Raw genomic sequence first — 25,245 nt, 5'->3', positions numbered from 1 at the left:
GCGGCGGCGCCGAACAAGCGAACGAGCGGGTCACCGAGCAGGCGAAACGCCGTGAGGCCGCCCCCTCGGAAGGGGACGGCCTCACGGACGAGCCTATTTATCGCGTTTCGCGGTGCGCGGTGTGCGCGTTGCAACGCGGGCAGTGCTTCTTCATCTCAAGGCGATCCGGGTTGTTACGCCGGTTCTTCTTGGTGATGTAGTTCCGCTCCTTGCACTCCACGCAGGCCAGCGTGATCTTCGGGCGGACGTCGGTGGCAGCCACGTGAGTGCTCCTAAGACGAACAGTGGACTAATTCAACGCAAGAAAGAGTAGCCGATCGAAGGACCGACCCCGCAATCGGCTACTGACAGTAGCGGTGACCGGACTTGAACCGGTGACACAGCGATTATGAGCCGCTTGCTCTACCGACTGAGCTACACCGCTGCGATGCGATCGGGCCCCGCCTCTCGACGGGAACCTTTCACACCAGAGCCCCAATACGGAATCGAACCGTAGACCTTCTCCTTACCATGGAGACGCTCTGCCGACTGAGCTATTGGGGCGAGCGATGAAGACATTACACGGTCCGCCGCCGTTCACCCAAATCCGTATCCGGCCGCCCACCACGACCCCGTTCCCGGCGCTCGCTGCCACCTCCTGAGCCCCGGGAGTCCCGGGGACCGGCGGCCGCGGCTCGCACGGACATGGGTGGCCACGCGCGCGTAGTGGCCGCACGCGCGTGCTCGCGGGCGACCATGCCGCACGCGCGGGCCGGACTCGCACGGCACTCGCGACTCGCCAGCGATCGCTGGGGGCAGGCGGCCGCCGCCGGGAGCGGCATACGCCACGCTCGTGGGCGACACGTGGGGCGCGTTGGCGACACGTGTACCGCCAAGGGTGGACCACGCCCGGTACGACTATTGCGCTCCTACGCGCCCCGCGCGGCTCGCCACCCTAGGCTCGACTCACTCTGTGTGATCTTGGGGTCCCGGCCTCCAAGCCCTCACGCCGGCCAGCCCCGAGCCCCCGGCCCCGACCCAGGAGCGCGATGCCCGACAGCCAGCCGCAGCCCCATCCGCCGTCGAACTCGTCGGGGTCCTCCGGACCGGCCGACCCGGTCGCCCTGCTGCTGTGCGGGGCTCGGCTCACCGACGGCCGGACCGTGGACGTGCGGCTGAGCGGCGGGCGCATCGAGGCGGTGGGCACGGCCGGCAGCCTCGCGCCGGGCCCGGCCCGGACGGCCGCAACGCGGGTGGACCTGAGCGGTTACCTGCTTCTGCCCGCACCCGCCGAACCACACGCCCACGGCGACACCGCCCTGTCCGCCGAAAGCCCCGGCCCCGTGTCGTACGCCCCCGAGGACGTCCAGCGCCGGGCGACGGAAGCGGCCCTGCTGCAACTCGGGCACGGGGCGACGGCGGCACGCGCGCACGTGCGCGTGGGCGACGTCCAGGGACTCGGCGCGCTGGGCGCGGTCCTGCAGGCCCGGCGGTCGCTGCGGGGGCTCGCGGAGCTGACGACGGTGGCGATGCCCCGGCTGCTGACCGGGGCGGCCGGGGCCGACGGGCTCGCGATGCTGCGGGACGCGGTGAAGATGGGCGCCTCCGTGGTGGGTGGCTGCCCGGACCTGGACCCGGATCCCACGGGCTATGTGGAGGCGGTCCTGGAGGTGGCCTCCGAACACGGCTGCCCCGTGGACCTGCACACGGACGCTGACGACCCGACCCGGTTGTCCCGGCTCGCGGCCATGGCGGGGGGCCTGCGCCCCGGCGTGACGATCGGGCCGTGCGCCGGTCTTGCGCGCCTGCCCCACGACGCCGCCTCCCGCGTCGCGGACCAGCTCGCGGCGGCCGGGGTCACGGTGGTGTGCCTGCCCCAGGGCGGCTGCGTCGGCGCCGACCGGCAGAGCACGGCTCCGGTACGGCTGTTGCGCGCGGCCGGGGTGCGGGTGGCGGCCGGGAGCGGCGCCCTGCGCGACGTCTCCAATCCCGTCGGCCGCGGCGACCCGCTGGAGGCCGCCTACCTCCTCGCCTCGGCCCACGGCCTGCGTCCGGAGGACGCCTACGACGCCGTATGCGCCTCGGCCCGCGCGGTGCTGGGTCAGCCGGACGTACGCGTCGAGGCGGGCTTCCCGGCGGAACTCCTCGCCGTACGCGGCGACCACCTGGCCGGCGCGCTCTCCCTGGCCTACAGCCGGATCGTGGTGCACCGGGGCCGGGTGGTGGCACGCACCAGCGCGGTCCGCGAGTACTGCAACTCGGCGGCCGCGGCGGAACTCGGGCTGCCACGGCAGGGGCGGGGAGAACTGTCGTGAGCCGGGAGCGCCGCAGCCACGCCGGTTAACTCGTGCGGCGGATGCGCCCCTTCGGGCGTACGGTCGGGTTCATGCGCATTGTCATCGCTGGTGGTCATGGTCAGATCGCGCTGCGGCTGGAGCGTCTGCTCTCCGCGCGCGGGGACGAGGTGGCGGGAATCATCCGCAAGGCCGAGCAGGGCGACGATCTGCGGGCGGCCGGCGCCGAACCGGTCCTGCTCGACCTGGAGTCCGCCACGGCGGAGGGGGTCGCGGCGCACCTGCTGGGCGCGGACGCCGCGGTCTTCGCGGCCGGCGCGGGCCCGGGCAGCGGTAGGGAGCGCAAGGAGACGGTGGACAAGGGCGCGGCGGTGCTGTTCGCGGACGCGGCCGTCCGTGCGGGCGTACGCCGCTTCGTGGTGGTGTCCTCGATGGGCGCGGACCCCGCGCACCGGGGAGACGGGGTCTTCGACGTGTACCTGCGTGCCAAGGGCGAGGCCGACGCGCACGTCGCCCGGCAGGACGCGCTGGACTGGACCATCCTGCGCCCCGGCTCGCTGACCGACGACGCGGGCACCGGTCTGGTCCGGCTGGAGGCGCACACCGGGTCCGGCTCGATCCCGCGGGACGATGTGGCTGCCGTCCTCGCGGAGCTGGTGGACACGTCGGCGACGGCCGGTCTGACGCTGGAGCTGATCGGCGGATCGACGCCGGTGTCGGTCGCGGTGAAGTCGGTGGCCGGGAACTGACGCCGGCCCCCGGCCGTTGAACGCTCGGAGCCACGGATGAGGCGCGGCCCCACCGACGAGGTGCCCAAGGCCCGCTGACCACCCGTCGGGAGCCCCTGCCGGCCCGCCATCGAGAAACCCCGCCGCCCCCACACACACCATCCGGGGCCCCTCAGCCCTCAGCTCAGAACAGCGGCAGCTGCCCGGGAAAGTCCGGCACGACGTACCCGTCCAACGACGGCTGAAGCGCCCCGAGTTGCGCCGGCTGCCGTGATCCGGCGCAGGAGACGAGGTCCCCGCTCTCCCGCGACCCGGGCGGGTCGTGGCGCGCGAAGCGGCCCGCGACGACGGCGATTTCGCGGCGGCACACGGGACAGGTTCTGCGTCGGGAGGACATGCCGTCAGTGTGCCGCAGCGGGGCGCAGGCGACAGCGCTGTCAGGTCCGGGTCTCCGCCTCCCACCGGTCCGGGCCCACCCCGCGCCAGTCGATCAGCGGCGAATCGGCCACCTGCTCGGGTTCGATGTCCAGCCCGGCCCGGCGCAGGAACTCCACCAGGTCGCGCACGCTGTGCGCGAGGCCCAGGATCTCGCCGTCCACCCGGACCCGGCGGCCGCCGGTCGGCGACGGCAGGTGGACGATGATGAGACGTTTCCCGGCCATGGCTCCAGCATCGTCCGGACCGTCCGGTCCCGCACCCGGGCCGGTCATTCGACAATCCCCAGCACGGTGTCCGGCCGGCACAGCGGGCATGCCGCGACACCTCCTTCGGTGAGCGCGCGTACCGCCTGCTCCCGGCCGACCCCCTTCGAGCGGCCGCCGGCGCTCGAACAGCCGCCGATGTGGACGTAGACGGCGCTGCGGCCGTTCAGACCGCGCTCGAGCAACCAGTCCGGAGCGGTCCGCCGGACCGCGAGGCGGCGTTGCCGTTCGCCCTCCCGGCGCTCCTCGTCCGCGATCCACCGGTCCATGAGCGCGAGCTGCCTGGCAGCCTGATGCTCGACGACGCGGCGCGCGAAGCGCAGCATGTCGAGACGCGTCAGCGGACGGTCATCGTTCACATGTTCGATTCTAGTGAGGTCGACCGCGAAAGCGCGACCACCAGGGTCCAGTGATCTCTCGCGGCGAAGGTTGAGCGTTGTCAGCGAAGATTGGTGACCGCTAGGTTTTCTCAGCGAACATTGAGTGGCCGTTGGGGCCTGGCTGTCTGGGGACACGGTGGGGGAAGCGTTACACGCGTACGGCGATCCTGTTCTCAGCGCCTTCGACCTGGACTTCTTCGACGGCGGGCGGCGTCGGCGTGTCGCGTTGGGCGCCGGGTGGGACGTCCGATTTGAGGACATGCCGCCGGTGCGCGGGTTCCGCTGGAACAAGGGAGACCGCAGTTTCCCGGGCTGGTACTACGCGGTGACGACCGGCGGCCACGTGGGATATGAGTCGTGGCTGGAGCGAGATCGGCTGATCTTGCTGGATTTCGCCCCGGATGTGGTGGGGATCGCCTCCCAGCCGTTCTGGCTGCACTGGCAGACGGGCGAAGAGAAGCGGCGGCACGCACCTGACTACTTCGTACGGCTGGCCGACGGTCGTGGCCGGGTGGTCGATGTCCGTGCCGAGGACCAGGTCGACGAGCGGACCGCGGAGGCCTTCGCCGCGACCGAGCGGGCCTGTTCTGCGGTCGGGTGGGACTTTGTCCATGTCGGTATCCCGGACCAGGTGCTCATGGCGAACCTGCGGTGGTTGGCCCGCTACCGGCACAGACGGTGCGGCCGTGAGACGGATGTCGCCGAGCGTCTGCTGGAGGTCTTCCGGCAGCCTTGCCGACTGCGGGCGGGGGCCGAGGCGGCCGGCGACGTCCTGCGGGTCCTGCCGGTGCTCTTCCACTTGCTCTGGGCTGGAGCCCTTCGGGCTGATCTCGATGGGGCTCTGCTGGGCAGCGGCACCGTGGTGCGCACGTCCGACGAGATGGCTGGCAGGCGAGAGCAGGAGAGCCGGGGACGGGGCCTGCTGCTGCGTCCGTGGCCCGGCACACACGGTGAGGGGAGCCAGATGCGCAGGCTGTCGAGGCCGGCTGCGATCGGGGTGGGTGATCGGGTGCGGTTCGCCGGGCAGACGCGGGCAGTACTTGCGGTGTCCGCTCGAACGGTGGCGCTTACCGACGAGCGTGACTCTCCGCAGGAGGTCCCGTTGGCAATGCTGCTGGGCGATGAGGGGTTCGAGGTGCTCAGCAGCCAGTTGCGAATGCCGCTGCCGCCGCTTTCGCTGCTGGAGGCACTGCCGGAACACGCACGGCAGAAGGCGCTGTGGTGGGAGAGTCACATCCTGGAGGTTCTCCACGGCGTCGATCCCGCCGCGGGCGAGGATGCCCTGCCCCGGCCTGAGTACGATCCGGCCCGCCATTCGCTGACCGCGCGGGAGCGAGCCAAGGCTGCCGAGCTGACGGCCGCGGGCTACCGGGTCAGCGTGAGCACGATCGGCAACTTCCGCCGCCGCTACCAGGCCGAAGGGCTGCTGGGGCTGGCCGACCGGCGCCCGATGCGCAAGAGGCCGCAGTACGGCACGGTCGACGACGCGGTGGTCGAGGCCATGAGGCAGGCAGTCAAGGAGGGCGAGGACGATTCCACTCGCACCGGGACCTACATCATCTGGCGGACCGGCGAAATCCTAAAGAAAGCGGGCGAGACAGTCGAGCTGCCGTCACAAGCGACGCTTTACCGACTGCTGGCCAAGCTGACGCAGGGAAAGCCTGTCTCGGGAACGGCACGCAACCGACGCTCGCGCGCCCACGGGGCGAAGGCGCCGTTCGGACAGTGGACGGTGTTCGCACCGGGTGAGGTGGTGCAGATCGACTCCACTCCGTTGGACGTTCTGGTCCGCCTCGATGACGGAGTGGTGGGAAAGGTCGAGCTCACCGGCATGATCGATGTCGCGACCCGGACGGTGACCGCGGCGGTGCTGCGGCCCACCACCAAGGCGGTCGACGCGAGCGTGCTGCTGGCCCGCACGGTCACCCCTGAGCTGATGCGCCCGGGCTGGGTGGACGCCCTGCGGATGTCACGGTCGGTGGTGCCCTATCGACGGCTGCTGGACATCGACGAGCGCCTGGAACACGCGGCCGCGAAACCGGTGATCGTGCCGGAGATGATCGTCTGCGACCACGGGAAAGCGTTCATCTCCCGGAACTTCCGCGCCTCCTGCCGCTTCCTGGAGATTGATTTCCAGCCCACGCACAAGGCTGCCCCGTTCCAGAAGGGGCACGTCGAGAAGATGCTGGACTCCGTCGGCACGCTGTTCGCACAGTTCGTGGCCGGCTACACCGGCCGCAGCACCGACCACCGCGGCCGCAACCTGGACAAGCAGCCGTTGTGGTCTCTGCCGGAGTTGCAGGAGCTTCTCGACGAGTGGCTCGTCGCGAAGTGGCAGAACCGCGAACACGACGGGCTGCGCGACCCGTTGCACCCAGGCCGGTCCTTCACGCCGAACGAGAAGTACGCCGCCTTGGTCGAGGCTTGCGGATACGTCCCGGTCGCGCTCAGCGCCGAGGACTACATCGAGTTGCTGCCGTCGGTCTGGCGGGCGGTGAACGACTACGGCATCAGGATCAAGCGCCGCACCTACGACGGCGCGGGCCTGATCCGGCGCCAGCACTCCGGTGTGACGGAGAAGAAGGGGCTGTGGGAGGTCCATCACGACCCCTATGACATCTCCAGGATCTGGGTACGCAACCACCACGGCGAGGGCGAGTGGATCGAAGCCACCTGGAAGCACCTGCGTCACACGCCAGTTCCCTTCGGTGAACTGGCTTGGGACCACGCGGCGCGGGGCCTGCCCAAGGGCACGGAGGCGGAGATCGCTGAGGCTGCCGCCGCTCTGCTGACTCGGGCCCATACCGGACCGCAACAGTCGGGAGCGAAACCGCAGAAGCGCACCCGCCGGGACCAGCGGGTGGTCGCCCGCACCAAGGCCACTCCTCCCGTCCCGACACCGGCACCAGCCCCGCACTCTGGACCGGACCCCGAGCGCTCGCAGCAGCAGGACGACGAACCACTAGCCGAGGTCATCCCTCTGGGGATCTTCGACCCTCTGGAGGACCCGTGGAAGCGGAGCTGACCGGCGCCAGCCCCCGAGAAGGTAACTTCCTGGAAGACGCAGATGAGGAGGCTGGACACCAGCTCACCACGCTTCCGGGGTGGCGTCAGTTCCTCACCGAACCGTCTCCGCCGCCGAAGCTACTGTCCGACAGCGAGTACGCTCAGCTCTCCCCGGAGCAACAGCTTGCCTATGACGAGGAGCGCCTGGACCACCACGCCCGGCTTCTGGTCGTGGCCACTTCCACCGTTCGGCACACAGTTACGACCGGACGGCGTCTGGTTCTGCTGAATCGGCACGCGATCAGCGCACGCCGTGGACTGATGATTTCCGGCCCCGCGGGCACCGGAAAAACCGTCGCTCTCACACAACTGGGTCGCTCCCATGAACTCACTGACCGTGCCCGGCACCCCCACGCCAGAGGGCGGATCCCCGTTGTCTACATCACGGTCCCGCCCGCAGCTACCGGGCGCATGGTGGCAGCAGAATTCGGCCGCTTCCTCGGACTGCCCATCACCCGGAGCATGAACATCACCGACATCATCGAGGCCGTGGTCGGCGTCTGCACCGACACACGCACCGGCCTGGTCTTGGTCGACGAAGTTCACAACATCTCGCTGACCACCAGAAACGGTGCCGAGGTCGCCGACACCCTCAAGTACTTCTCCGAACGGATCCCCGCCACCTTCGTCTACGCCGGTATCGGCATCGAGCACGGCAACCTGTTATCCGGCACCCGCGGAGCGCAGATCGCCGGACGCTTCACCCTCATCCCCACCCATCCATTCCCCTACAACACCGAGTGGAAGGGGCTGGTCGCCACCATGGAGCAGACACTGTTGCTGCGGCATCACAGCCAGGGGGCCCTCACCAAGCTGGATCGTTACCTACACGATCGGACCGGCGGGATGATCGGCGCCCTGTCCCACCAGGTCCGCGGAGCGGCCGTGGACGCGATCCTCAGCGGCACAGAAAAGATCACCAAGAAGGACCTCACAGCAGTCCCGCTCGACTACAGCGCCCAACAGTCAGCCTCTGGACACCGAGGATGACCGATACCGACATACCCGAGCGGCTGACAATCCTTCCAGTACGCGTGCGGCCGGTCCTGGGAGAGACAGTTGACTCCTACGTCCACCGACTGGCCCTGGCCAACCACCTCAGCCCCAGCTACCTGCACGGCTTTCTCAACGGTCCGCCCTTCTGGCAAGGGGGTAAACCGCGGCTCGACCGACTGGCGATCCTGGCCGGGTACTCCAAAGTGCACCTCGCACGATCCCTCGTGGACCCGACGAGCCTGCTGGTCAAGGTTCGGCCCGCCGGCCACGATGAAAACGAAGATGCCCAAGCACAGCTGTTCCTTCAGATCCGACGCTTCGCAGAGGGACGAGGGCTCCCGCTACGCAAAGTGGCGGCACGCTTTAACGTCTCCCGAGCAACAGTCCGACGCGCCCTCAACGCGCCAGAGCCGTCCCCGGAGAATGTGATCCGGCGCCGACCTCCCACGGTCATCGAACCGATCAAAGTCCTGATCGATCCCATGATCGACGCCGGTCTTCTGCCCAAACAGATCTGGGACCGTCTCTACGACGAACACGGCATAGCGGTGACCACGCTGATGCCGATCAGCCGCTACGTCCACAGCCGGAAAACATCGGGGTCTGAGGTTCGTGATCGCGCGAGGATCATGAGCGAGTGACGTGGCCTGGTGGGAGTCAAATGGGTCCGTAGACGGCGGCAGGAGCACCGGTCATGAGCGCCCAGTAGCGGTCCCCGTATGACCAGTGCCACCACTCGCTCGGATAGTTGACGAAACCCTCCTCGCGCAGGCACTGGGCCAGCAGGTTGCGGTTGTCGCGCGCGGTCGGCGACAGACCCGGAGCGTCGAAGGGACACCACCTCTCATCGCCCGTGCGGTGTCCGTTCACCGCACCGCCCATGTCCAGTTCCACGCCATCCCTGTCGATGAGCGTCAGGTCCACGGCCGCCCCGGCGCAGTGCGGGGCCACCTCAACCGGGGAGACAAAAGCGCTGGTCTGTCGCCGAAGCTCTGCCGGGTCACTGATGCCCGCACGCCGAAGACGATCCTCATACAGTGCGAACCGACGGGCCTGCTCGGCCGGGCTGCGATGGCCCTCGATCAAGAGAAGCCTGATGCCGGCGGGGAGCCTCTCAGAAGCTGAGCGCAGGCGTTCGAGCACGCCGGTCCTGACTCGTCTGTATGCTCCGCGCTCGTCCCGTTCTCGCGGGTCCAGTATTACGGCCGGAACGGCGGTGATGTCCGCAAGGGGTTCACCGCAGTCTGCCACCGGGGTGTCGATCACTCGCGGATCACTCAGCAAGATCATGTTGAGCGAGCCTAGCGCCTCGGGCCACAGCTGACCGGGCAGATCAGTCGATCCCTGGACAAAGCCGCGGCGTCGCGATGCGCGCAGCCGCCGCGACGCGCGAGACCGGACGGATGGGAGTCGGGTGGACCACTGAGGCTCATCGCTTCGCGCTGCATCAGCCTCTCAGAACACGATCGAGCGCGGCCCGGCCTGCGGGCCCCCACGTCGGCTTGCCGCCAGGAAGGCCCCGGTCTCCGGCCTGGCCCATCAGCATGAGGAACAGGCCCTTCAGGGCGGCCAGCCCGCGGGCGCGCCGGATCGTCCCCGCGTCCGCCTGCGCATATACGTCGAAGAAGCGTGAGGCGGCGCCTGCGGGAAGGATGACCCATGCGGCAGCGAGGTCCCACGCCGGATCGCCGGCGAACATGTCACCGAAATCGATCACGCCCGAGAGCGTCCCGTCCGAGACGACGACGTTCGCCGGATGCAGGTCGCCATGCACCCATTGCGGAGGCCCCTCCCACTCGGGCGCCGCGACGGCGTCGTCCCAGACGGCCCGGACATCGTCGGCGAGGTCGTCGGGGACGACGGAGTGGAAGAAGTGGTCGAAGCCCTCCGTGCACTTCATGGGATGGTCACCGCGATCCTCACTGATCGGCGCGTCAGCGGGCGCCTCCACGTGGAGCGCCCTGAGGAAGCCCGCCAGGGTGTCGGCCGCGTGATCGCCGCGGCTGATGGAGGAGTAGTCCAGCGGCTCGCCGTGAACCCACGTCATCACGGTCCAGTGCTTGGGGAAGCGCGCGGACGGTTCGCCGAACCGCACCGGGGTCGGCACCGGGAGCGGCAGACGCGGGGCCAGCACGGGCAGCCACCGCCGCTCCTTGAGCTGGAGCTCCGGAGTGGGGTCCATGCGCTGCATGCGCACGGCCAACTCGTCCCCGAGGCGCCACATTTGGTTGCCCCAGCCGCCCGCCACCTCGCGGATGGCGAGCCCTGCAAGGTCTGGATGCTGCTCCTGCAGCAGGTCGCGGACCAGGTCTGCGGTGATCTCGATCTCAGCGTCGGTCATGCGAAGCCACAGTACTGGGGCAAGTGGGGCGGCCACTCAACCTTCGCTGAGAATGCTCAACCTTCGGTGCGACAGGTCAGTCCAGGCACGCTCCCAAGGTGAGACAGTCCGCCAGCCACGCGGGGGACGAGGGGAACGACAAGGGCCCGTGACCTGCTGTTTCGCAGGTCACGGGCCCTTGTTCCCGGGTGGCGGCGCCAGGACTCACACCCAGCCCGCAAGGAGCGCTACCCCATGTCCGCCCCACCGGAAGGCGGCTCCGCCAGGGAGCCGGCTACGCCTTCGACCCCAGGTTCACCGTTGAGCCGGTCAACGAGAATCATCGCCACATCGTCCGCCAAGTCGCCCGCGGTGTGGCTGATCAACGCATGGTGCAGTTGCTCCAGGAATTCTTGCGGGGTGGTGCTTGCGCGTATCCCCTCCATGGTCTCCGGCAGAGCGAAGAATTCGTTGCCGCTGTTGCGGGCCTCGATCACGCCGTCGGTGTACAGCAGCAGACGGTCACCGGGGACGAACGGATAGGTCTCGGGCTTGGCAGGGGGGCCGGGGGCGAGGTCTTCCAGCCCGAGAGGCGGCAAGGGCGAGGACGGCATCAGTGTCGTAGCCCTGCCCCGGTGCAGCAGCAGCGGCGGCGGATGCCCACGGTTGACCAGCTGCACCACGGGTTCGTCCGACACCTGCGCGATGAGCGCCGTGGTGAATCCCTCCAGCAGAACTTCCTGACCGTACGCACCCGGCACGGCGACTTCCCGTCGCAGCGCAGCCGCGCAGTGGTTCATGACCTCCACCAGCTCATCCTCGTAGTGCACGGCCTCCCGGAACGCCCCCAGCGCCACCGCGACGGCTCGCACCGCGGACAGCCCCTTGCCCCGGACGTCCCCCACGATCATCCGGACGCCGTACTGCGTCTGCACGGCCTCGTACAGATCACCGCCCACCTGTGCCCCGGTCCCGGCCGCAAGACACAGGCTGCCCGCCTGCACGGGGCCCAGTCGCGCGGGTACGGGCCGCAGTACGACCTCCTGGGCCGCGACGGCGATCCGGCGGACCTGGTCGAGCTCTCTCTGCCTGCGCGTCTGCACAGCGCTGCTGGTGATGAACCCGGCCACGGCGACCAGGGCCAGCGCCAGGAAGTTGGTGTAGACCTGCAAGGTGCCCCATACCTGGTTGTAGGTCGCGGTGGTCACGCTGATCACCAGCGCGAGAGCAGCCGCCGCGGTGGTGCCCTTGGGGCCCATCGTCACTGCCGCCAGCGCCGGGACCGCGGCGAGAAAGGGGCCGGTATAGATGAAGTGCGCAGGCGTGAGCTCGATGACCAGCACGGCCAGCGCGATCAGGAAGGGCACACACTGCATCAGTGTGAAGAGGACCCGGCTATGACCACGTGCTCCTGGCAGCTGGGGCGAGCGCAAGAGCGACTTCATGCACCAAGCCTGCCTTGCCGAGCCTCACGGCTCCACTCCGACGCCCGCCCCCTTGTCCCAGCCCGGAGACCGGCCCGGCCCATGTGCAGGCCGTGCCGGTGGGGTTGCGCTCGCCCCGGCCGCGAGGGGCCTGCTGCCGTCGCGAGCGAGTCTCACGGCTCTGTTCGCCGGGTTGACCCGTGGTGCTCACAGCGACGATGGAACATCGCGCGGTACTCCCTCGGCCGCCGGCCCGTGTGTCTGGCAAAGATGCCGCTGAACGTCCCGGGGTCGCGGTACCCGACATCAGCAGCGATGCTCGCGACGGTCCTGTCGGTCGTCTCCAGCAGATGCCTGGCGCGACGCACCCGGACCGTCTGCAGGTACGCGAGTGGCGTCTCGCCGGCTTCGGCACCGAAGCGGCGGAGCATTGTTCTCGTGCTGACGTGGAACTCCTGGGCGAGGGCGGGCAGGTCATAGCGGGCACTGACGTTCTGGTCGAGCCACCGCTTGACGCTCAAGGAGAACTCCCTGCCCACCGTGGGTATGAGCGCCGAGTCGACATAGGGGGCCTGCGTGGAACGCGCATCATCGACAAGCGCGATACGCGCGGTGCTACGGGCGACGCGGGGGCCGTCGTGCTCGCGGATGAGCTGCAGCGCGAAGTCGTACATGGCGCTGAAGGCCGCCGTGGTCGTCACCCCCCGGTCGGTCACGACCAAGCTCTCCGGGCGGAGGCGCACGTCGGCGTACCGGCGAGCGAACCGATCCGCGAACAACCAGGACGTGGTCGCTTCGCGCCCGCCGAGCAGCCCGGCTTCAGCGACCAGGAAGGCGCCCACACAGATCGATACCACAGCGGTCCCGGAGGCAGCCTGCGAGCGAATCGACGCTACTTCCGGTCCCAGGTTCGCGAGTGTCGCGTCAAGATCGAGCGTGGGCGAAAGCTCGAAGCCCGGCACGATCAGGACGTCTACGGGACGAACCGCCGAGACGTCGAGGACCGAGCCGCCGGACGCCGTCACACGCCGCCGGGGCGAGATGACCGACACCTCGTAGGCCGACTGAACCGACCCTTGCGCCGCGGCGACGTGCCTTGCCATGGCCAGAAGGTCGGGGACTCCGAACACCTCCGACGCGAAGCAGCCAGGGTAGGCCAGCACACCGACTCGCAGCGGACTCACGCGGCCCCTCCGGCGCCTTGGAACGGGTGGCGATATTACCGGGATACCTGGCGATGCCGCCGCTTCTCAGGAAGGTCGGACACTCATCATCATCTCGGTCATGACAATCAGGCGAGGACAGAGCGACCCCTTGGACGACTTCTCGCGGAGAGCCGTCAGCGTCGATGACGTCGACAAGACCGTGTACGTTGCCGGGTCAGGACCGGCAGTCATCCTCATGCCCGAGATGCCGGGTATCAGCCCCGACGTCGCGCGGTTCGCGCGCTGGGTGCGTGATGCCGGCTTCTCCGTGTACATGCCCTCTCTCTTCGGTGTCGACGGTGCCTATCCGCTCGCCGAGGCACGCGAGACCATCGTTCGACGCGCGTGCGTCAGCGCCGAGTTCCGCGCGTTTGCCGGTGGCGGCACCAGCCCGGTCGTCACATGGCTGCGCGGCCTCGCTCGCCTGGCGCACGCCGAGCGTGGCGGCCCTGGCGTCGGCGCCGTCGGTCTGTGTTTCACCGGCAACTTCGCCTTGACCATGGCGCTCGAACCCGCTGTCATCGCACCAGTGGTCAACCATCCGTCGCTTCCGCTCGACGACCCCGGCCGTCTGGAGATCAGCGACGAGGACGCTGCTGCCGTGGCTGAACGCGCAGCGCGAGACGGATTGAAGGTTCTCGCCTACCGCTTCGACAACGACAGGTGGTGCACTGGCCAGCGGTTCGCGGCTTACCGAGAGCTGCTCGGGGACGCATTCGACGGCCGCGTACTGAAAGCCGAGTCGGCGAACACGAACCCTCCGCCCTTCTTCCGTGACGTCGTCGGTTGCGCCCACAGCGTCGTCACGGCACACCTCGTCGACCAGGAAGGTCACCCCACCATGCGGGCCCGGAACGAGATCATCGCCTTTCTGGCCGAGCGGCTCGGGACGCGGCCGGAATGAGCCGCTGGCGCTCCGGCACCCGGCGATGTGACGGAGCGCCGCCGCTTCCCGGCGCGACCTGGCCGTCGTCGCCCTGGGCCCCGGTGGCCGGGTGTTCCAGGCGACGCGCGGCGGGCTGGTCCAAGACACCGGCTACGGCGAAGTCTGGGCCGGGGCCGTGAACGGGCCCTGAGCGCAGACGAGTTCGATCGGCACCGGCCAAGCGCCCTTATGATCTCCGTCACGCGGCGGTGTCCACCTGACTCAGCCCCGAGGCAGAGTCTCAACGGGAGGCCGCGAGACCGCATCGGCCACAGCGTGGCCGTCCTGTTCCGGGTGTACGCCGAGTTCCTCCAAGGACGAGACGAGGCCGCCAACGCCAAGATCTCCGCTCGGCTGAGGCAGTCCGGGTGACAGGCCGAGACTCCCGTCCACGCTCCGTCCACGCGCTTCGAAATCGGGCGTTCGAACGCGAGACACCGTGTCGCTCTCCAAGCACACGACAAGGACCCCGTGACCTGCTTTTCTCACAGGTCACGGGGCCCTTGTTCCCGTGTGGCGGCGCCAGGATTCGAACCTGGGAAGGCTGAGCCGGCAGATTTACAGTCTGCTCCCTTTGGCCGCTCGGGCACACCGCCGGGTTGTGCCGCCAATCGCCCCGCCTTCGGCGGTGCTCCTTGGCAACGACGTAAACAATACCTGATGCACAGGGGTGCTTCGCCACCCGATTGATCTCCACTCCCGGGGTCGCGGGGTGGCTAGGCTGGTGCGGATGCGGCCCGGCACGACGCCGGGCCCGGCGGCCGCCGCCGCGCACGCCGGCACGCACCCGACCAGCACCCCGATACAAGGAGCCACAGGACATGGCCGACTCCAGTTTCGACATCGTCTCGAAGGTCGAGCGGCAGGAGGTCGACAACGCCCTCAACCAGGCCGCCAAGGAGATCTCGCAGCGCTACGACTTCAAGGGCGTCGGCGCCTCCATCTCGTGGTCCGGTGACAAGATCCTCATGGAGGCGAACTCCGAGGACCGGGTGAAGGCTGTCCTCGACGTCTTCCAGTCCAAGCTGATCAAGCGCGGTATCTCGCTGAAGGCGCTCGACGCGGGCGAGCCGCAGCTCTCCGGCAAGGAGTACAAGATCTTCGCGTCGATCGAGGAGGGCATCTCCCAGGACAACGCGAAGAAGGTGGCGAAGATCATCCGCGACGAGGGCCCCAAGGGCGTGAAGGCCCAGGTCCAGGGTGACGAGCTGCGGGTCAGCTCCAAGAGCCGCGACGACCTGCAGACCGTGATCGCCCTGCTCAAGGGCAAGGACTTCGACTTCGCGCTGCAGTTCGTGAACTACCGGTAGGACTCCGGCAGGACCTGAACGGGAGGGGTGGGCACCGGCCGGGGCCCACCCCTCGGTCAGTCGCGTGAGTTGCCGAACAGGATGCGGTAGACGATCAGCAGCACCAGCGAGCCGCCGACGGCCGCTGCCCAGGTGGCGCCGTCGTAGAAGTCCTTGCTGATCGGGTGGTCCAGCCAGCGGGCCGAGATCCAGCCGCCGATGAACGCGCCCGCGACGCCGATGAGGGTCGTGCCGATGAAGCCGCCGGGGTCGCGGCCCGGCAGCAGGACCTTGGCGATGGCTCCGGCCAGCAGTCCCAGGATGATCCAACCGATGATGCCCATGCCGTGAACCTGCCCTTCCGCGCTGTGTCCGCGCTGTCCGGTCCCTGATGTTCCGGTGCGGATCGGCTGACCCACGCGCGTGTGTTCGTGTTGTGTTGATGAAGGGGACGTCACCGGCCCACCCCCCGGTTGCGGCGGTCAGTAGGGTGCGGCGCATGACACGCACCGGTACCGCCCTGCGACGCACCCTGGGGGTGCGGGACGCAGTGGTCGTCGGCCTCGGGTCGATGGTCGGGGCCGGTGTCTTCTCGGCCCTGGGACCCGCCGCGCGCGCGGCCGGCCCGGGACTGCTGCCGGGGCTCGCCGTCGCGGCCGTGGTGGCCTACTGCAACGCCCTGTCCTCGGCTCGTCTCGCTGCCCGCTATCCGGCCTCGGGCGGCACGTACGTGTACGGGCGGGAGCGGCTCGGCGCCTTCTGGGGCTATCTCGCCGGCTGGGCGTTCGTGGTCGGCAAGACGGCCTCCTGCGCGGCCATGGCGCTCACCGTGGGCGCCTATGTCTGGCCTGGGCAGGCGCACGCGGTGGCGGTCGCGGCCGTGGTGGCGCTGACCGCCGTGAACTACGGCGGGATCCAGAAGTCGGCGTGGCTGACGCGGGTGATCGTGGCCGTCGTGCTGGCCGTCCTCGCGGCCGTGGTCGTCGTCTGCCTGACCTCCGGCCGGGCCGACGCCGGGCGGCTCGGCATCGGGGCGTCGTCGGGTGCAGGCGGGGTCCTTCAGGCCGCCGGGCTGCTGTTCTTCGCGTTCGCCGGGTACGCGCGGATCGCGACCCTGGGCGAAGAGGTCCGCGACCCGGCGCGCACGATTCCGCGTGCCATCCCGCTGGCTCTGGGGATCGCCCTGCTGGTGTACGCGTGCGTGGCCGTCGCGGTTCTCGGTGTCCTCGGCGCGGACCGCCTCGGTCGAGCGGCGGCGCCGCTGGCCGACGCGGTACGGGCGGCCGGGGTGCCGGGGCTCGTGCCCGTGGTGCGGGCGGGCGCGGTGGTGGCCGCGCTGGGTTCGCTGCTGGCGCTCATCCTCGGGGTGTCCCGTACGACGCTCGCCATGGCCCGGGACAGGCACCTGCCGGGGGCGCTGGCGGCCGTGCACCCGCGCTTCCAGGTCCCGCACCGGGCGGAGCTGGCCGTGGGCGCGGTGGTCGCCGTGCTCGCCGCGACGGCGGACCTGCGCGGCGCGATCGGCTTCTCCTCCTTCGGCGTGCTGGCCTACTACGCCGTCGCCAACGCCTCGGCCTGGACGCTGAGTCCGGCCCCGCTGTCCCGGGTGGTACCGGTGGTGGGCCTGCTGGGCTGCGCCACGCTGGCGTTCGCGCTGCCCGCGCTCTCGGTGGCCGCGGGGGCGGGCGTGCTCGCGGTGGGCGTGGCGGCCTACGGCGTACGACGGTGGTGGGCGGGACGGCACGCCGCGTGATGTGCCGTCAGCGCGCGAGTGGCCGTCCGCGCACTGCGCGCCCGCTGCCCGTCGGTGTGTTCAACGGGCCGCGAACGGCTGGTCCGTCGGGACGATCTCGCGGCCCAGAGGCAGCAGGGAGACCGGGATCAGCTTGAAGTTGGCGATACCGAACGGGATGCCGATGATCGTGACGCACAGGGCGATGCCGGTGACGATGTGGGCGAGCGCCAGCCACCAGCCGGCCAGGATCAGCCACAGGACGTTGCCGACGCAGGAGGGGGCGCCCGCGTCGCGGCGCTCGACCGTGGTGTACCCGAAGGGCCACAGCGCGTAGACACCGATGCGGAAGGCGGCGATGCCGAACGGGATGCCGATGATCGTGACACACAGCAGCACGCCGGCGAACAGGTAACCGAGGAACAGCCAGAAGCCGCTCAGGATGATCCAAATGACGTTCAGGATGGTTCTCACTGGTGGCCACCTGCCATCTTCTCGAGCCGGGCGATCCGCTCCGCCATCGGCGGGTGTGTGGAGAACATCTTGGACAGCCCCTGACCCGGACGGAACGGGTTGGCGATCATCATGTGACTCGCGGTCTCGATCCGGGGTTCGGGCGGCAGCGGGAGCTGCTTGGTGCCCATCTCCAGCTTGCGCAACGCGCGCGCGAGGGCGAGCGGGTCGCCGGTGAGCTGGGCTCCCGAGGCGTCCGCCTCGTACTCCCGGGAACGGCTGATGGCCAGCTGGATGAGGCTGGCGGCGAGCGGGCCCAGGATCATGATCATGAGCATGCCGAGCAGGCCGGGACCGTCGTCGTCGTCCGAGCGGCCGATCGGGATCAGCCAGGCGAAGTTCACCAGGAACATGATCACCGAGGCCAGGGCGCCGGCCACCGAGGAGATGAGGATGTCCCGGTTGTAGACGTGGCTCAGTTCGTGGCCGATGACCCCGCGCAGTTCGCGCTCGTCCAGCAGGCGCAGGATGCCTTCGGTGCAGCACACGGCCGCGTTGCGCGGGTTGCGGCCCGTGGCGAAGGCGTTGGGGGCTTCCGTCGGGGAGATGTACAGCCGGGGCATGGGCTGGCGGGCCTGCGTGGACAGCTCGCGCACCATTCGGTACAGCGCCGGGGCCTCGAACTCGCTGACCGGGCGGGCGCGCATCGCGCGTAGTGCGAGCTTGTCGCTGTTCCAGTACGCGTACGCGTTCGTGCCGAGGGCGATCAGGACCGCGACGATCAGTCCGGCGCGGCCGAAGAAGCTGCCGATGACGATGATGAGTGCGGACAGTCCCCCGAGGAGTACGGCGGTCCTGAGCCCGTTGTGCCGGCGGTGCACGGTGCGCCCTCCAAGTCGTGCAACTGGGGAACACTTCGGTCCAGTGGACCCTCCCGCTGGAGACAACGCCAGGCGGCGGTCCCGAGTTCCCTGGTGTGTGCGGCGGCACGGATCGGCCGTACGGGTGACGTGCGCCTTCGGCCTCACGCGCGCGTGGTGGCACGTGTGCCCCACGCGCGCGTGGCGACTCCTCAGAACAGGCCGGTGGCCGCGAAGCGGAGGACCAGCTGGGGTGCTCCGGACAGGGCGACGCCGAGCACTCCGGTCAGGGCGATGGCGGCCGTGATGGGGGCCGGGACGCGGTGCCGGGCGGGTTCGCCTTCGGGTGCCCGGAAGAGCAGGGCCGTCCACTGCAGGTAGTAGAAGAGGGCGATCACGACGTTCACGGCCATGACGACGGCGAGCCAGCCCAGGCCCGCGTCGACGGCCGCCGAGAACACGGTGACCTTGGCGAACAGGCCGATGATGCCCGGCGGCAGCCCGGCCAGGCAGAGCAGGAAGAAGGCCAGGAGGAGCGCGGTGAGCGGGTTGGTGGCGTACAGGCCCCGGTAGTCGGCGATCCGGTTCAGGGTCCGGCTGCGACCCACCAGGGCCGCCACGGCGAACGCGCCGAGGTTCACGGCGGCGTACATCAGGGCGTACGCGACCGTCGAGCCGATCGCCTTCTGGGGGTCCTTGGCGTATCCGGCGGCGGCGATCGGCACCAGGAGGTAACCGGCCTGGCCCACGGAGGACCAGGCGAGCAGTCGTACGGCGCTGTACGCGCGCGTGGCCTGCTGGCGCAGGGCGCCGACGTTGCCGATGGTCATGGTGAGGGCGGCCAGAGCGGCGAGCGCGGGCCCCCAGACGTCGGCGTACGACGGGAACGCGACCACGGTGACGAGGATCAGGCCGGAGAAGCCGACCGCCTTGCCGACGACCGAGAGGTAGGCGGCGACGGGCAGGGGTGCCCCCACGTAGGTGTCGGGCACCCAGAAGTGGAAGGGCACGGCGGCCGTCTTGAAGGCGAAGCCGACGAGGGTCAGGACGACCCCGGTCTGGGCCAGGGTGTGCAACTGACCGTCGACGTGCGTCAGGCGCTGGGCGACCTGGGTGAGGTAGAGGGTGCCGGTGGAGGCGTACACGAAGCTGATGCCCATCAGGCTCACCGCGGTGGCGGTGACCGAGGACAGGAAGAACTTCAGGGCGGCCTCGGAGGACCGCTTGTCGCCGTGCCGGATGCCCACCAGGGCGAAGGCCGGCAGGGAGGCGACCTCCAGGGCGACGATCAGCGTCGCCAGGTCGCGGGAGGCGGGCAACAGGGCGGCGCCGGCCGCGGAGGACAGCAGCAGGAACCAGAACTCGCCCGCCGGGACGCGCCGTCGGTCGTCGTCGAGGTTCGTGACCGACAGCAGGGCCGCCAGCAGGGCGCCGCCCAGGACCAGGAACTGGATGACGAGCGTGAACCGGTCCGCGGTGTAGCTGCACGCGCGCGCGTGGCCGGTCAGGCAGAAGGTGCTGCGGTCGCCGTCCCGGAGAGGCAGGAGCAGCAGGGCGGCCGCGGCCAGTCCGGCGACCGAGACCCAGCCGAGCACGGCCTTGCGGGGCTCGGGCACGAAGAGGTCGGCGACGAGGACGACGATCGCCACGGCCGCGGCGACGGTGGGCGGGGCGATGGCCAGCCAGTCGACGGACTGGACCATCGACTCGGCGAGCGGCTGGGCGCTCATCGGGTGCCTCCTGCGAGGAGCTGCTGCACGGCCGGGTCGGTCAGGCCGAGCAGGGACCTGGGCCACAGTCCGGCGACGACGGTGAGGGTGACGAGCGGGGTCCAGGCGGCGAACTCGTACCCGCGGACGTCGGCGAGCTTCGGGACCTCCTGTTCCACTCCGCCCATGCAGACCCGGCGGACCACGATCAGCATGTACGCGGCCGTCAGCAGGGTGCCGAACGCGCCGATGGACATGAAGGTGAGGAACGCGGGCCGGCTGAGGTCGGCGGCGGGGTCGAACGCGCCGAACAGGGCCAGCATCTCGCCCCAGAATCCGGCGAGTCCGGGCAGGCCGAGCGAGGCGACGGCGCCGAAGGCGAGCAGGCCGCCGAGGCGCGGGGCCCTTCCGTACAGGGCGGCGCCCGTCTCCTCGGCGAGGGTGTCGAGGTCGGTGGTGCCGGTGCGGTCCTTCAACGCGCCGACCAGGAAGAACAGCAGGCCGGTGATGAGGCCGTGGGCGATGTTGGCGAACAGGGCGCCGTTCACGCCGGTCGGGGTCATCGTGGCGATGCCGAGCAGGACGAAGCCCATGTGGCCGACGGAGGAGTAGGCGATGAGGCGCTTGAGGTCGCCCTTCGCGCCCCGCTTGGCCAGGGCCAGGCACGCCAGGGATCCGTAGATGATCCCGACGACGGCGAACGCGGCGAGGTAGGGCGCGAAGGTGTGGAAGCCGTGCGGCGCGATCGGCAGCAGGATCCGGACGAACCCGTACGTACCCATTTTCAGCAGGACACCGGCCAGCAGGACGGAGCCGACGGTCGGGGCCGCGGTGTGGGCGTCGGGCAGCCAGCTGTGCAGCGGCCACATCGGCGTCTTGACCGCGAGCCCGATCCCGATCGCCAGAACGGCGATGACCTGCACGGATGTGGTCAGCGACCGGCCGTTGTCAGTGGCGAGTGCCACCATGTCGAACGTGCCCGCCTTGATTCCGATCAGAAGCAGGCCGAGCAGCATGACGACGGAGCCGAGCAGCGTGAACAGGATGAACTTCCACGCGGCCCGGGTCCGGCCCTCGCCGCCCCACCGGGCGATGAGGAAGTACATCGGGATGAGCACCGTCTCGAACGCGAGGAAGAACAGCAGCAGGTCGAGGACGGCGAAGGTCGCGAGGGTGCCGGACTCGAGCAGGAGCAGCAGCGCGACGAACGCCTTCGGGGACGGGCCCGAGGGCAGCTTGAAGTACGAGTAGAGCGCGCAGAGGAAGCTCAGCAGCGCGGTCAGGACCAGGAGGGGGAGGGAGATGCCGTCGATGCCGAGGTGGATCCGCACGTCCAGTGCGGGGATCCAGCTGATGTCGGTCGTGGCCTGCATCTTCGACGGATGGTCGTGGTCGAAGCCGAGCGCGAGGACGATCGCGGCGATGAGGACCACGCCGGTGACGGTGACGCCGTGCCGGAGCACCGCCTGCTCGGGTGACTTCCCCTTCAGTCCGGGCGGGGCCGGCAGGAGAGCGGCGACGGCGCCCAGGAGCGGGCCGACGACGACGAATGCCAGAAGGAACTGCATCAGGGACTCGTTGATATCGATCACGCCTGCTCACGCTCCGGTCGCGACGAGGACGACGGCGACCGCCAGGACGACGGTGCCGGCGAGCAGCGCGCTCACATAGGTCTGCACATTGCCGGTCTGCGCGCGCCGTACGGCGGCCCCGAGGAACCGGGGCAGCGCGGCGGCGCCGCGTACATAGGTGTCGACGACCTCGCGGTCGAGGAACCGGACGAGACTCGCTCCGGCCTGGACCGGGCGAACGAACAGCGCCGCGTACACCGCGTCCAGATGGAAGCCGACGGCCGCGTGCCGGTGCAGCGGACCGAGCAGCAGCCGCCCGGGATCCGCCGGGTCGGGGGCGTAGGCGATGTCGCCGTAGGCCGGCTGGTGGGTGGCGATGGCCTCGGCCTCGACCAGGCCGGCGTCGCCCTCCGGGTGGGCGGCGACCGCGCCGAGCGGGGCTCGGGCGGCGAGCGCGGAGGTGCGCTGCCAGGCGCCGTACGTGAGCAGTCCGCCGACCAGGGCGAGGCCCGTGCCGAGGATCGAGGTGAGAAGGGTGGGGGTCAGGTCGCGGCCGTCGAACCAGCCGGGCAGCGAGCGGTAGGCGAGCCCACCGAAGGCCAGGGAGGGGATCGCGAGCACCCACAGCACCACGGTCATCGTCAGCGGCTGACGGCCGTGGTCGGGGGCCTCGATGCCCCGGCCGCGGAAGGCCAGCAGCCACAGCCGGGTCGCGTAGGCGGCGGTGAGCAGGGCGGTGACCAGGCCGGCGACGAGGACGATCCAGCCCGCCGCGCCGGGCACCTGCTCGGTGTGGCCGTCGGTGACGTGTTCGGCGGCGCCGAGGACGGACTCCTTGGAGAAGAAGCCGCTGAAGGGCGGGATCGCGGCGAGCGCGAGCAGCGCCACGGTCATCGTCCAGTAGGCGTCCGGGATGCGGTCGCGCAGGCCGTGCATCCGGGACATGGCGGCCAGCGAGTTGGTGCCGGCGGCGTGAATGATCACGCCGGCCGCGAGGAACAGCAGCGCCTTGAAGGCGCCGTGGGACAGGAGGTGGAAGACGGCGGCACCGCGATCGCCGACGGCGAGGGCGCCGGTCATGTAGCCCAGCTGGCCGATCGTCGAGTAGGCGAGGACGCGCTTGATGTCGTCCTGGGCGAGCGCGGCCAGACCCGAGCCGGTCATGGTCACGGCGGCCATGACGGCGAGGACCACCATCGCGGCCGAGGAGGCCTCGAAGACAGGAAGGAGACGGGCGACGAAGTAGACACCGGCGGCGACCATGGTCGCGGCGTGGATCAGCGCCGAGACGGGGGTGGGGCCCGCCATCGCGTCCGGCAGCCAGGTGTGCAGCGGGAACTGCGCCGACTTGCCCGCCACGCCGGCGAGCAGCAGCAGGGCGATCAGTGTCGGGTGATCGAGGCCGCCGCTCGCGACGGCACCGAGGACGCGGGTGATGCGGAACGACCCGGCGTCGGTGCCGAGGGCGAACAGGCCGATGAGGAAGGGCACGTCGCCGAGCTTGGTGACCAGGAAGGCCTTCAGGGAGGCGGCGCGGGCCTCGGGGGTCTCCCAGTAGTGGCCGACCAGGAAGTAGGAGCAGATGCCCATGACTTCCCAGCCGACCAGCAGCACGATCAGGTCGCCCGAGTAGACGACCAGGAGCATCGCGGAGGTGAACAGGGAGACGAGAGCGGCGTAGGAGGGGTAGCGCGGGTCGTCGCGCAGGTAGCCCGTCGAGTAGATCTGCACGCACGTGGCGACGAAGGCGACCAGGACGGCGACGAGCGCGGCGAAGCCGTCGATGTCCAGGGCGAGCTCGATGGGGACCGACCCGGTGGGCGTCAGCTCGGTATGGGCCTCGATCGCCTGGCCACCGCCCTGCCGTACGGCGACCAGCGCGGCCACCACGAGCGCGGCCAAGGGCGGCAGCACGGCGAGCGGGCGGACGAAACCGGGGGTGGTGCGGCCCAGGAGCAGGCCCGCCGCGGCACCCAGGAACGGCAGCACGGGGACGAGGACGGCGAGGGTGGTCGTGGTCACGCGGTGGCCTCAGCCTTCTCGGCCGCGGAGGAGTCGGGGCCGTCGGTCTCGGGGCCCTCGGCGGTGTCGCGGAGCTTGTCGATGTCGGCGGTGCCGCGGTTGCGGTGGACGGCGAGGACGATCGCCAGTCCGATGCCGATCTCGGCCGCGGCGATGGCGATGGTGAACAGGGTCAGCGCCTGGCCGGAGTGCAGGGTCTCCTCGGCGGTCCGGCTGAGCCAGACGTCGAAGGCGACGAGGTTGAGGTTGACGGCGTTGAGCATCAGCTCGACCGACATCAGGACCAGGATCGCGTTGCGGCGGGCGAGGACGCCGTACAGGCCGGTGCAGAAGAGGAGGGCGGAGAGTACGGCGGGGTAGGCGAGGTGCATCAGCGGGCGCCTTCCTGCTCGCCGGGGGAACTCGCGGGGCTGGTCGCCGCGCTGGTCGCCGGGCTGGTCGCGGGGGTGTCAGCCGGGGTTGCGGCGGGAGCGGCCGCACCGGAGGCGGCCGCGTCCGCCTTCGCCTTCCGGGACAGGACGATCGCGCCGACCAGGGCCGCGAGGAGCAGGACGGAGAGGGCCTCGAAGGGCAGCACCCAGTTCTGGAAGAGGCTCTGCCCGGTGACGCGGGTGGTGCCGGCGGCCGGGCCGTCCAGGTCGATCCAGGTGGTGCGGAAGGCGTCGACGACCACCCAGACCAGGGCGCCGGCGGCGGCGACCGCGACGGTCAGGGCGGCCCAGCGGTTGCCGGAGTCGGCGTCCGGCGAGCGGCCGATGGGGGCCCTGGTGAGCATCAGACCGAACAGGAGGAGGACGACGACGGAACCGACGTAGATCAGGACCTGCACCCAGGCGATGAACTCGGCCGTGAGCAGCAGGTACTCCACGGCGAGGCCACCGAGGGCGACCACGAGCCACAGGGCGGCGTGCACCAGCTGCCGGGTGGTGACCGTGACGAGCGCGGCGCCGAGGGTGGCCAGGCCGACGAGGAGAAAGGCGATCTCGACCCCGGTCGGGGACAGGAAGCCGTGCTGGGCTGCGGCGAGGCTCACGACTCACCCTCCTGCGGTTCTGCCGGTTCGGCCTGTGTGGCGGCCAGTTTCTCGGCGGTCTTGCGGGCGGCGGCGATCTCCTTCGGCTCCTCCGCCGCGGGGTCCAGGGCGGGCGGGGCCGGAACGGTCCACATCCACTCGCGGAGCTTGTCGCGCTCGTGGGTGAGGTCGCGGATGTCGGTCTCGGCGTACTCGAACTCCGGGGACCAGAACAGGGCGTCGAAAGGACAGACCTCGATGCAGATACCGCAGTACATGCACAAAGAGAAGTCGATGGCGAAGCGGTCGAGGACGTTGCGGCTGCGCTCACGTCCGCCCGGGGCCACCGGGGGGACCGTCTCCTTGTGGGAGTCGATGTAGATGCACCAGTCCGGGCACTCGCGGGCGCACAGCATGCAGACGGTGCAGTTCTCCTCGAACAGGCCGATCACGCCGCGGGTGCGGGGCGGCAGCTCGGGCAGGGCGTCCGGGTACTGCTCGGTGACGGTCTTCTTCGTCATCGTGCGCAGGGTGACGGCCAGACCCTTGGCGAGGCCGGAGCCGGGGAAGGGGGCCATG

The 25,245-nt window shown here is 70.1% G+C and carries 25 protein-coding genes and 3 tRNA genes; 8 read left to right on the top strand and 20 right to left on the bottom strand.

The features are described from left to right. Positions 1–97 precede the first annotated feature (97 nt). The 3 genes from rpmG to AC07C1_RS12155 form a co-directional block, all read right to left on the bottom strand. Positions 98–262, bottom strand: coding sequence for a 50S ribosomal protein L33 (rpmG, locus tag AC07C1_RS12165; protein WP_003948671.1), 165 nt, complete (start codon positions 260–262; stop codon positions 98–100). Between the two features lie 89 nt (positions 263–351). Continuing rightward, positions 352–424 (bottom strand) — tRNA-Met (locus tag AC07C1_RS12160). Positions 425–470: 46 nt separating this feature from the next. Then, positions 471–543 (bottom strand) — tRNA-Thr (locus AC07C1_RS12155). A 485-nt stretch (positions 544–1,028) separates the two neighbouring features. Between AC07C1_RS12155 and AC07C1_RS12150 the strand changes: the two genes are divergently transcribed. Both AC07C1_RS12150 and AC07C1_RS12145 read left to right on the top strand, forming a co-directional pair. Further along, the gene (locus tag AC07C1_RS12150; protein ID WP_478938609.1) at positions 1,029–2,294 is read left to right on the top strand and encodes an amidohydrolase family protein; all 1,266 of its coding nucleotides are present in this window, start codon (positions 1,029–1,031) and stop codon (positions 2,292–2,294) included. 71 nt (positions 2,295–2,365) lie between these two features. After that, a complete protein-coding gene (locus AC07C1_RS12145) occupies positions 2,366–3,022 on the top strand; it encodes an SDR family oxidoreductase (protein ID WP_478938608.1) in 657 nt (218 codons plus the stop codon). A gap of 163 nt (positions 3,023–3,185) precedes the next feature. On the opposite strand, the gene AC07C1_RS12140 is transcribed toward AC07C1_RS12145, so the two are convergent. From AC07C1_RS12140 to AC07C1_RS12130, 3 genes are read right to left on the bottom strand one after another with little or no spacing between them, the layout of a single operon-like run. Beyond that, positions 3,186–3,398: a hypothetical protein gene (locus AC07C1_RS12140; RefSeq protein WP_478938607.1), complete on the bottom strand. Its 213-nt coding sequence runs from the start codon at positions 3,396–3,398 to the stop codon at positions 3,186–3,188. A gap of 40 nt (positions 3,399–3,438) precedes the next feature. Further along, positions 3,439–3,663: a hypothetical protein gene (locus tag AC07C1_RS12135; RefSeq protein WP_478938606.1), complete on the bottom strand. Its 225-nt coding sequence runs from the start codon at positions 3,661–3,663 to the stop codon at positions 3,439–3,441. A 44-nt stretch (positions 3,664–3,707) separates the two neighbouring features. Continuing rightward, positions 3,708–4,061 (bottom strand): DUF6233 domain-containing protein, encoded by a 354-nt coding sequence (locus AC07C1_RS12130; protein ID WP_478938605.1) that lies wholly within the window; start codon positions 4,059–4,061, stop codon positions 3,708–3,710. A gap of 157 nt (positions 4,062–4,218) precedes the next feature. Here AC07C1_RS12130 and AC07C1_RS12125 point away from each other — a divergent pair, with 157 nt between their 5' ends. From AC07C1_RS12125 to AC07C1_RS12115, 3 genes are read left to right on the top strand one after another with little or no spacing between them, the layout of a single operon-like run. After that, the gene (locus AC07C1_RS12125; protein ID WP_478938604.1) at positions 4,219–7,107 is read left to right on the top strand and encodes a TnsA-like heteromeric transposase endonuclease subunit; all 2,889 of its coding nucleotides are present in this window, start codon (positions 4,219–4,221) and stop codon (positions 7,105–7,107) included. After that, the gene (locus AC07C1_RS12120; protein WP_478938603.1) at positions 7,092–8,138 is read left to right on the top strand and encodes a TniB family NTP-binding protein; all 1,047 of its coding nucleotides are present in this window, start codon (positions 7,092–7,094) and stop codon (positions 8,136–8,138) included. The genes AC07C1_RS12125 and AC07C1_RS12120 overlap by 16 nt, the downstream gene beginning before the upstream one ends. Beyond that, positions 8,135–8,785 carry a hypothetical protein gene (locus AC07C1_RS12115; RefSeq protein WP_478938602.1) on the top strand — a complete coding sequence of 217 codons (651 nt, stop codon included), beginning with the start codon at positions 8,135–8,137 and terminating at the stop codon, positions 8,783–8,785. Before AC07C1_RS12120 ends, AC07C1_RS12115 begins: the two co-directional genes overlap by 4 nt. A gap of 16 nt (positions 8,786–8,801) precedes the next feature. Here AC07C1_RS12115 and AC07C1_RS12110 read toward each other — a convergent pair whose 3' ends face one another. The 4 genes from AC07C1_RS12110 to AC07C1_RS12095 all read right to left on the bottom strand — a co-directional run bounded on the left by AC07C1_RS12110 (position 8,802) and on the right by AC07C1_RS12095 (position 12,991). Further along, complete coding sequence (locus tag AC07C1_RS12110; RefSeq protein WP_478938601.1) at positions 8,802–9,434, bottom strand: M15 family metallopeptidase; 633 nt, start codon at positions 9,432–9,434, stop codon at positions 8,802–8,804. 157 nt (positions 9,435–9,591) lie between these two features. Beyond that, positions 9,592–10,485, bottom strand: a complete 894-nt coding sequence (locus AC07C1_RS12105) for an aminoglycoside phosphotransferase family protein (protein ID WP_478938600.1) — start codon at positions 10,483–10,485, stop codon at positions 9,592–9,594. 227 nt (positions 10,486–10,712) lie between these two features. Further along, positions 10,713–11,840, bottom strand: coding sequence for a PP2C family protein-serine/threonine phosphatase (locus tag AC07C1_RS12100; RefSeq protein WP_478938599.1), 1,128 nt, complete (start codon positions 11,838–11,840; stop codon positions 10,713–10,715). Between the two features lie 221 nt (positions 11,841–12,061). Further along, complete coding sequence (locus tag AC07C1_RS12095; RefSeq protein WP_478938598.1) at positions 12,062–12,991, bottom strand: GlxA family transcriptional regulator; 930 nt, start codon at positions 12,989–12,991, stop codon at positions 12,062–12,064. A 211-nt stretch (positions 12,992–13,202) separates the two neighbouring features. Here AC07C1_RS12095 and AC07C1_RS12090 point away from each other — a divergent pair, with 211 nt between their 5' ends. Beyond that, positions 13,203–13,997 (top strand): dienelactone hydrolase family protein, encoded by a 795-nt coding sequence (locus tag AC07C1_RS12090; protein WP_478938597.1) that lies wholly within the window; start codon positions 13,203–13,205, stop codon positions 13,995–13,997. A 535-nt stretch (positions 13,998–14,532) separates the two neighbouring features. Here the strand turns inward: AC07C1_RS12090 and AC07C1_RS12085 are convergent. After that, a tRNA-Tyr gene (locus tag AC07C1_RS12085) sits at positions 14,533–14,614 on the bottom strand. Positions 14,615–14,839: 225 nt separating this feature from the next. On the opposite strand from AC07C1_RS12085, the gene AC07C1_RS12080 reads away from it, so the two are divergent. Then, positions 14,840–15,328, top strand: a complete 489-nt coding sequence (locus AC07C1_RS12080; RefSeq protein WP_366014848.1) for a YajQ family cyclic di-GMP-binding protein — start codon at positions 14,840–14,842, stop codon at positions 15,326–15,328. Positions 15,329–15,384: 56 nt separating this feature from the next. Here AC07C1_RS12080 and AC07C1_RS12075 read toward each other — a convergent pair whose 3' ends face one another. Beyond that, on the bottom strand, positions 15,385–15,651 hold the full coding sequence (locus AC07C1_RS12075; protein ID WP_478938596.1) for a GlsB/YeaQ/YmgE family stress response membrane protein: 267 nt from the start codon (positions 15,649–15,651) through the stop codon (positions 15,385–15,387). Between the two features lie 155 nt (positions 15,652–15,806). On the opposite strand from AC07C1_RS12075, the gene AC07C1_RS12070 reads away from it, so the two are divergent. After that, positions 15,807–17,060: an APC family permease gene (locus tag AC07C1_RS12070; protein ID WP_478938595.1), complete on the top strand. Its 1,254-nt coding sequence runs from the start codon at positions 15,807–15,809 to the stop codon at positions 17,058–17,060. A 60-nt stretch (positions 17,061–17,120) separates the two neighbouring features. On the opposite strand, the gene AC07C1_RS12065 is transcribed toward AC07C1_RS12070, so the two are convergent. From AC07C1_RS12065 to AC07C1_RS12030, 8 genes are all read right to left on the bottom strand, one after another. Further along, a complete protein-coding gene (locus AC07C1_RS12065; RefSeq protein ID WP_478938594.1) occupies positions 17,121–17,513 on the bottom strand; it encodes a YccF domain-containing protein in 393 nt (130 codons plus the stop codon). Further along, positions 17,510–18,373, bottom strand: a complete 864-nt coding sequence (gene htpX / locus AC07C1_RS12060; RefSeq protein WP_478938593.1) for a zinc metalloprotease HtpX — start codon at positions 18,371–18,373, stop codon at positions 17,510–17,512. The genes AC07C1_RS12065 and htpX overlap by 4 nt, the downstream gene beginning before the upstream one ends. Positions 18,374–18,564: 191 nt before the next feature. Continuing rightward, the gene (locus AC07C1_RS12055) at positions 18,565–20,082 is read right to left on the bottom strand and encodes an NADH-quinone oxidoreductase subunit N (protein ID WP_478938592.1); all 1,518 of its coding nucleotides are present in this window, start codon (positions 20,080–20,082) and stop codon (positions 18,565–18,567) included. Continuing rightward, a complete protein-coding gene (locus AC07C1_RS12050) occupies positions 20,079–21,653 on the bottom strand; it encodes an NADH-quinone oxidoreductase subunit M (RefSeq protein ID WP_478938591.1) in 1,575 nt (524 codons plus the stop codon). Before AC07C1_RS12050 ends, AC07C1_RS12055 begins: the two co-directional genes overlap by 4 nt. Before the next feature lie 6 nt (positions 21,654–21,659). Continuing rightward, positions 21,660–23,654 carry an NADH-quinone oxidoreductase subunit 5 family protein gene (locus tag AC07C1_RS12045; RefSeq protein WP_478938590.1) on the bottom strand — a complete coding sequence of 665 codons (1,995 nt, stop codon included), beginning with the start codon at positions 23,652–23,654 and terminating at the stop codon, positions 21,660–21,662. Next, positions 23,651–24,025: an NADH-quinone oxidoreductase subunit NuoK gene (gene nuoK / locus AC07C1_RS12040; RefSeq protein ID WP_478938589.1), complete on the bottom strand. Its 375-nt coding sequence runs from the start codon at positions 24,023–24,025 to the stop codon at positions 23,651–23,653. Before nuoK ends, AC07C1_RS12045 begins: the two co-directional genes overlap by 4 nt. After that, a complete protein-coding gene (locus AC07C1_RS12035) occupies positions 24,025–24,687 on the bottom strand; it encodes an NADH-quinone oxidoreductase subunit J family protein (RefSeq protein WP_478938588.1) in 663 nt (220 codons plus the stop codon). Before AC07C1_RS12035 ends, nuoK begins: the two co-directional genes overlap by 1 nt. Further along, complete coding sequence (locus AC07C1_RS12030; RefSeq protein WP_478938587.1) at positions 24,684–25,244, bottom strand: NuoI/complex I 23 kDa subunit family protein; 561 nt, start codon at positions 25,242–25,244, stop codon at positions 24,684–24,686. Before AC07C1_RS12030 ends, AC07C1_RS12035 begins: the two co-directional genes overlap by 4 nt. Between the last annotated feature and the right edge of the window lies 1 nt (position 25,245).

The sequence above is a fragment of the Streptomyces sp. NPDC045022 genome, assembly GCF_056432605.1.
The sequence above is the reverse complement of the archived record's forward strand: the minus strand, read 5'-3'. Positions and strand labels throughout refer to the sequence as shown.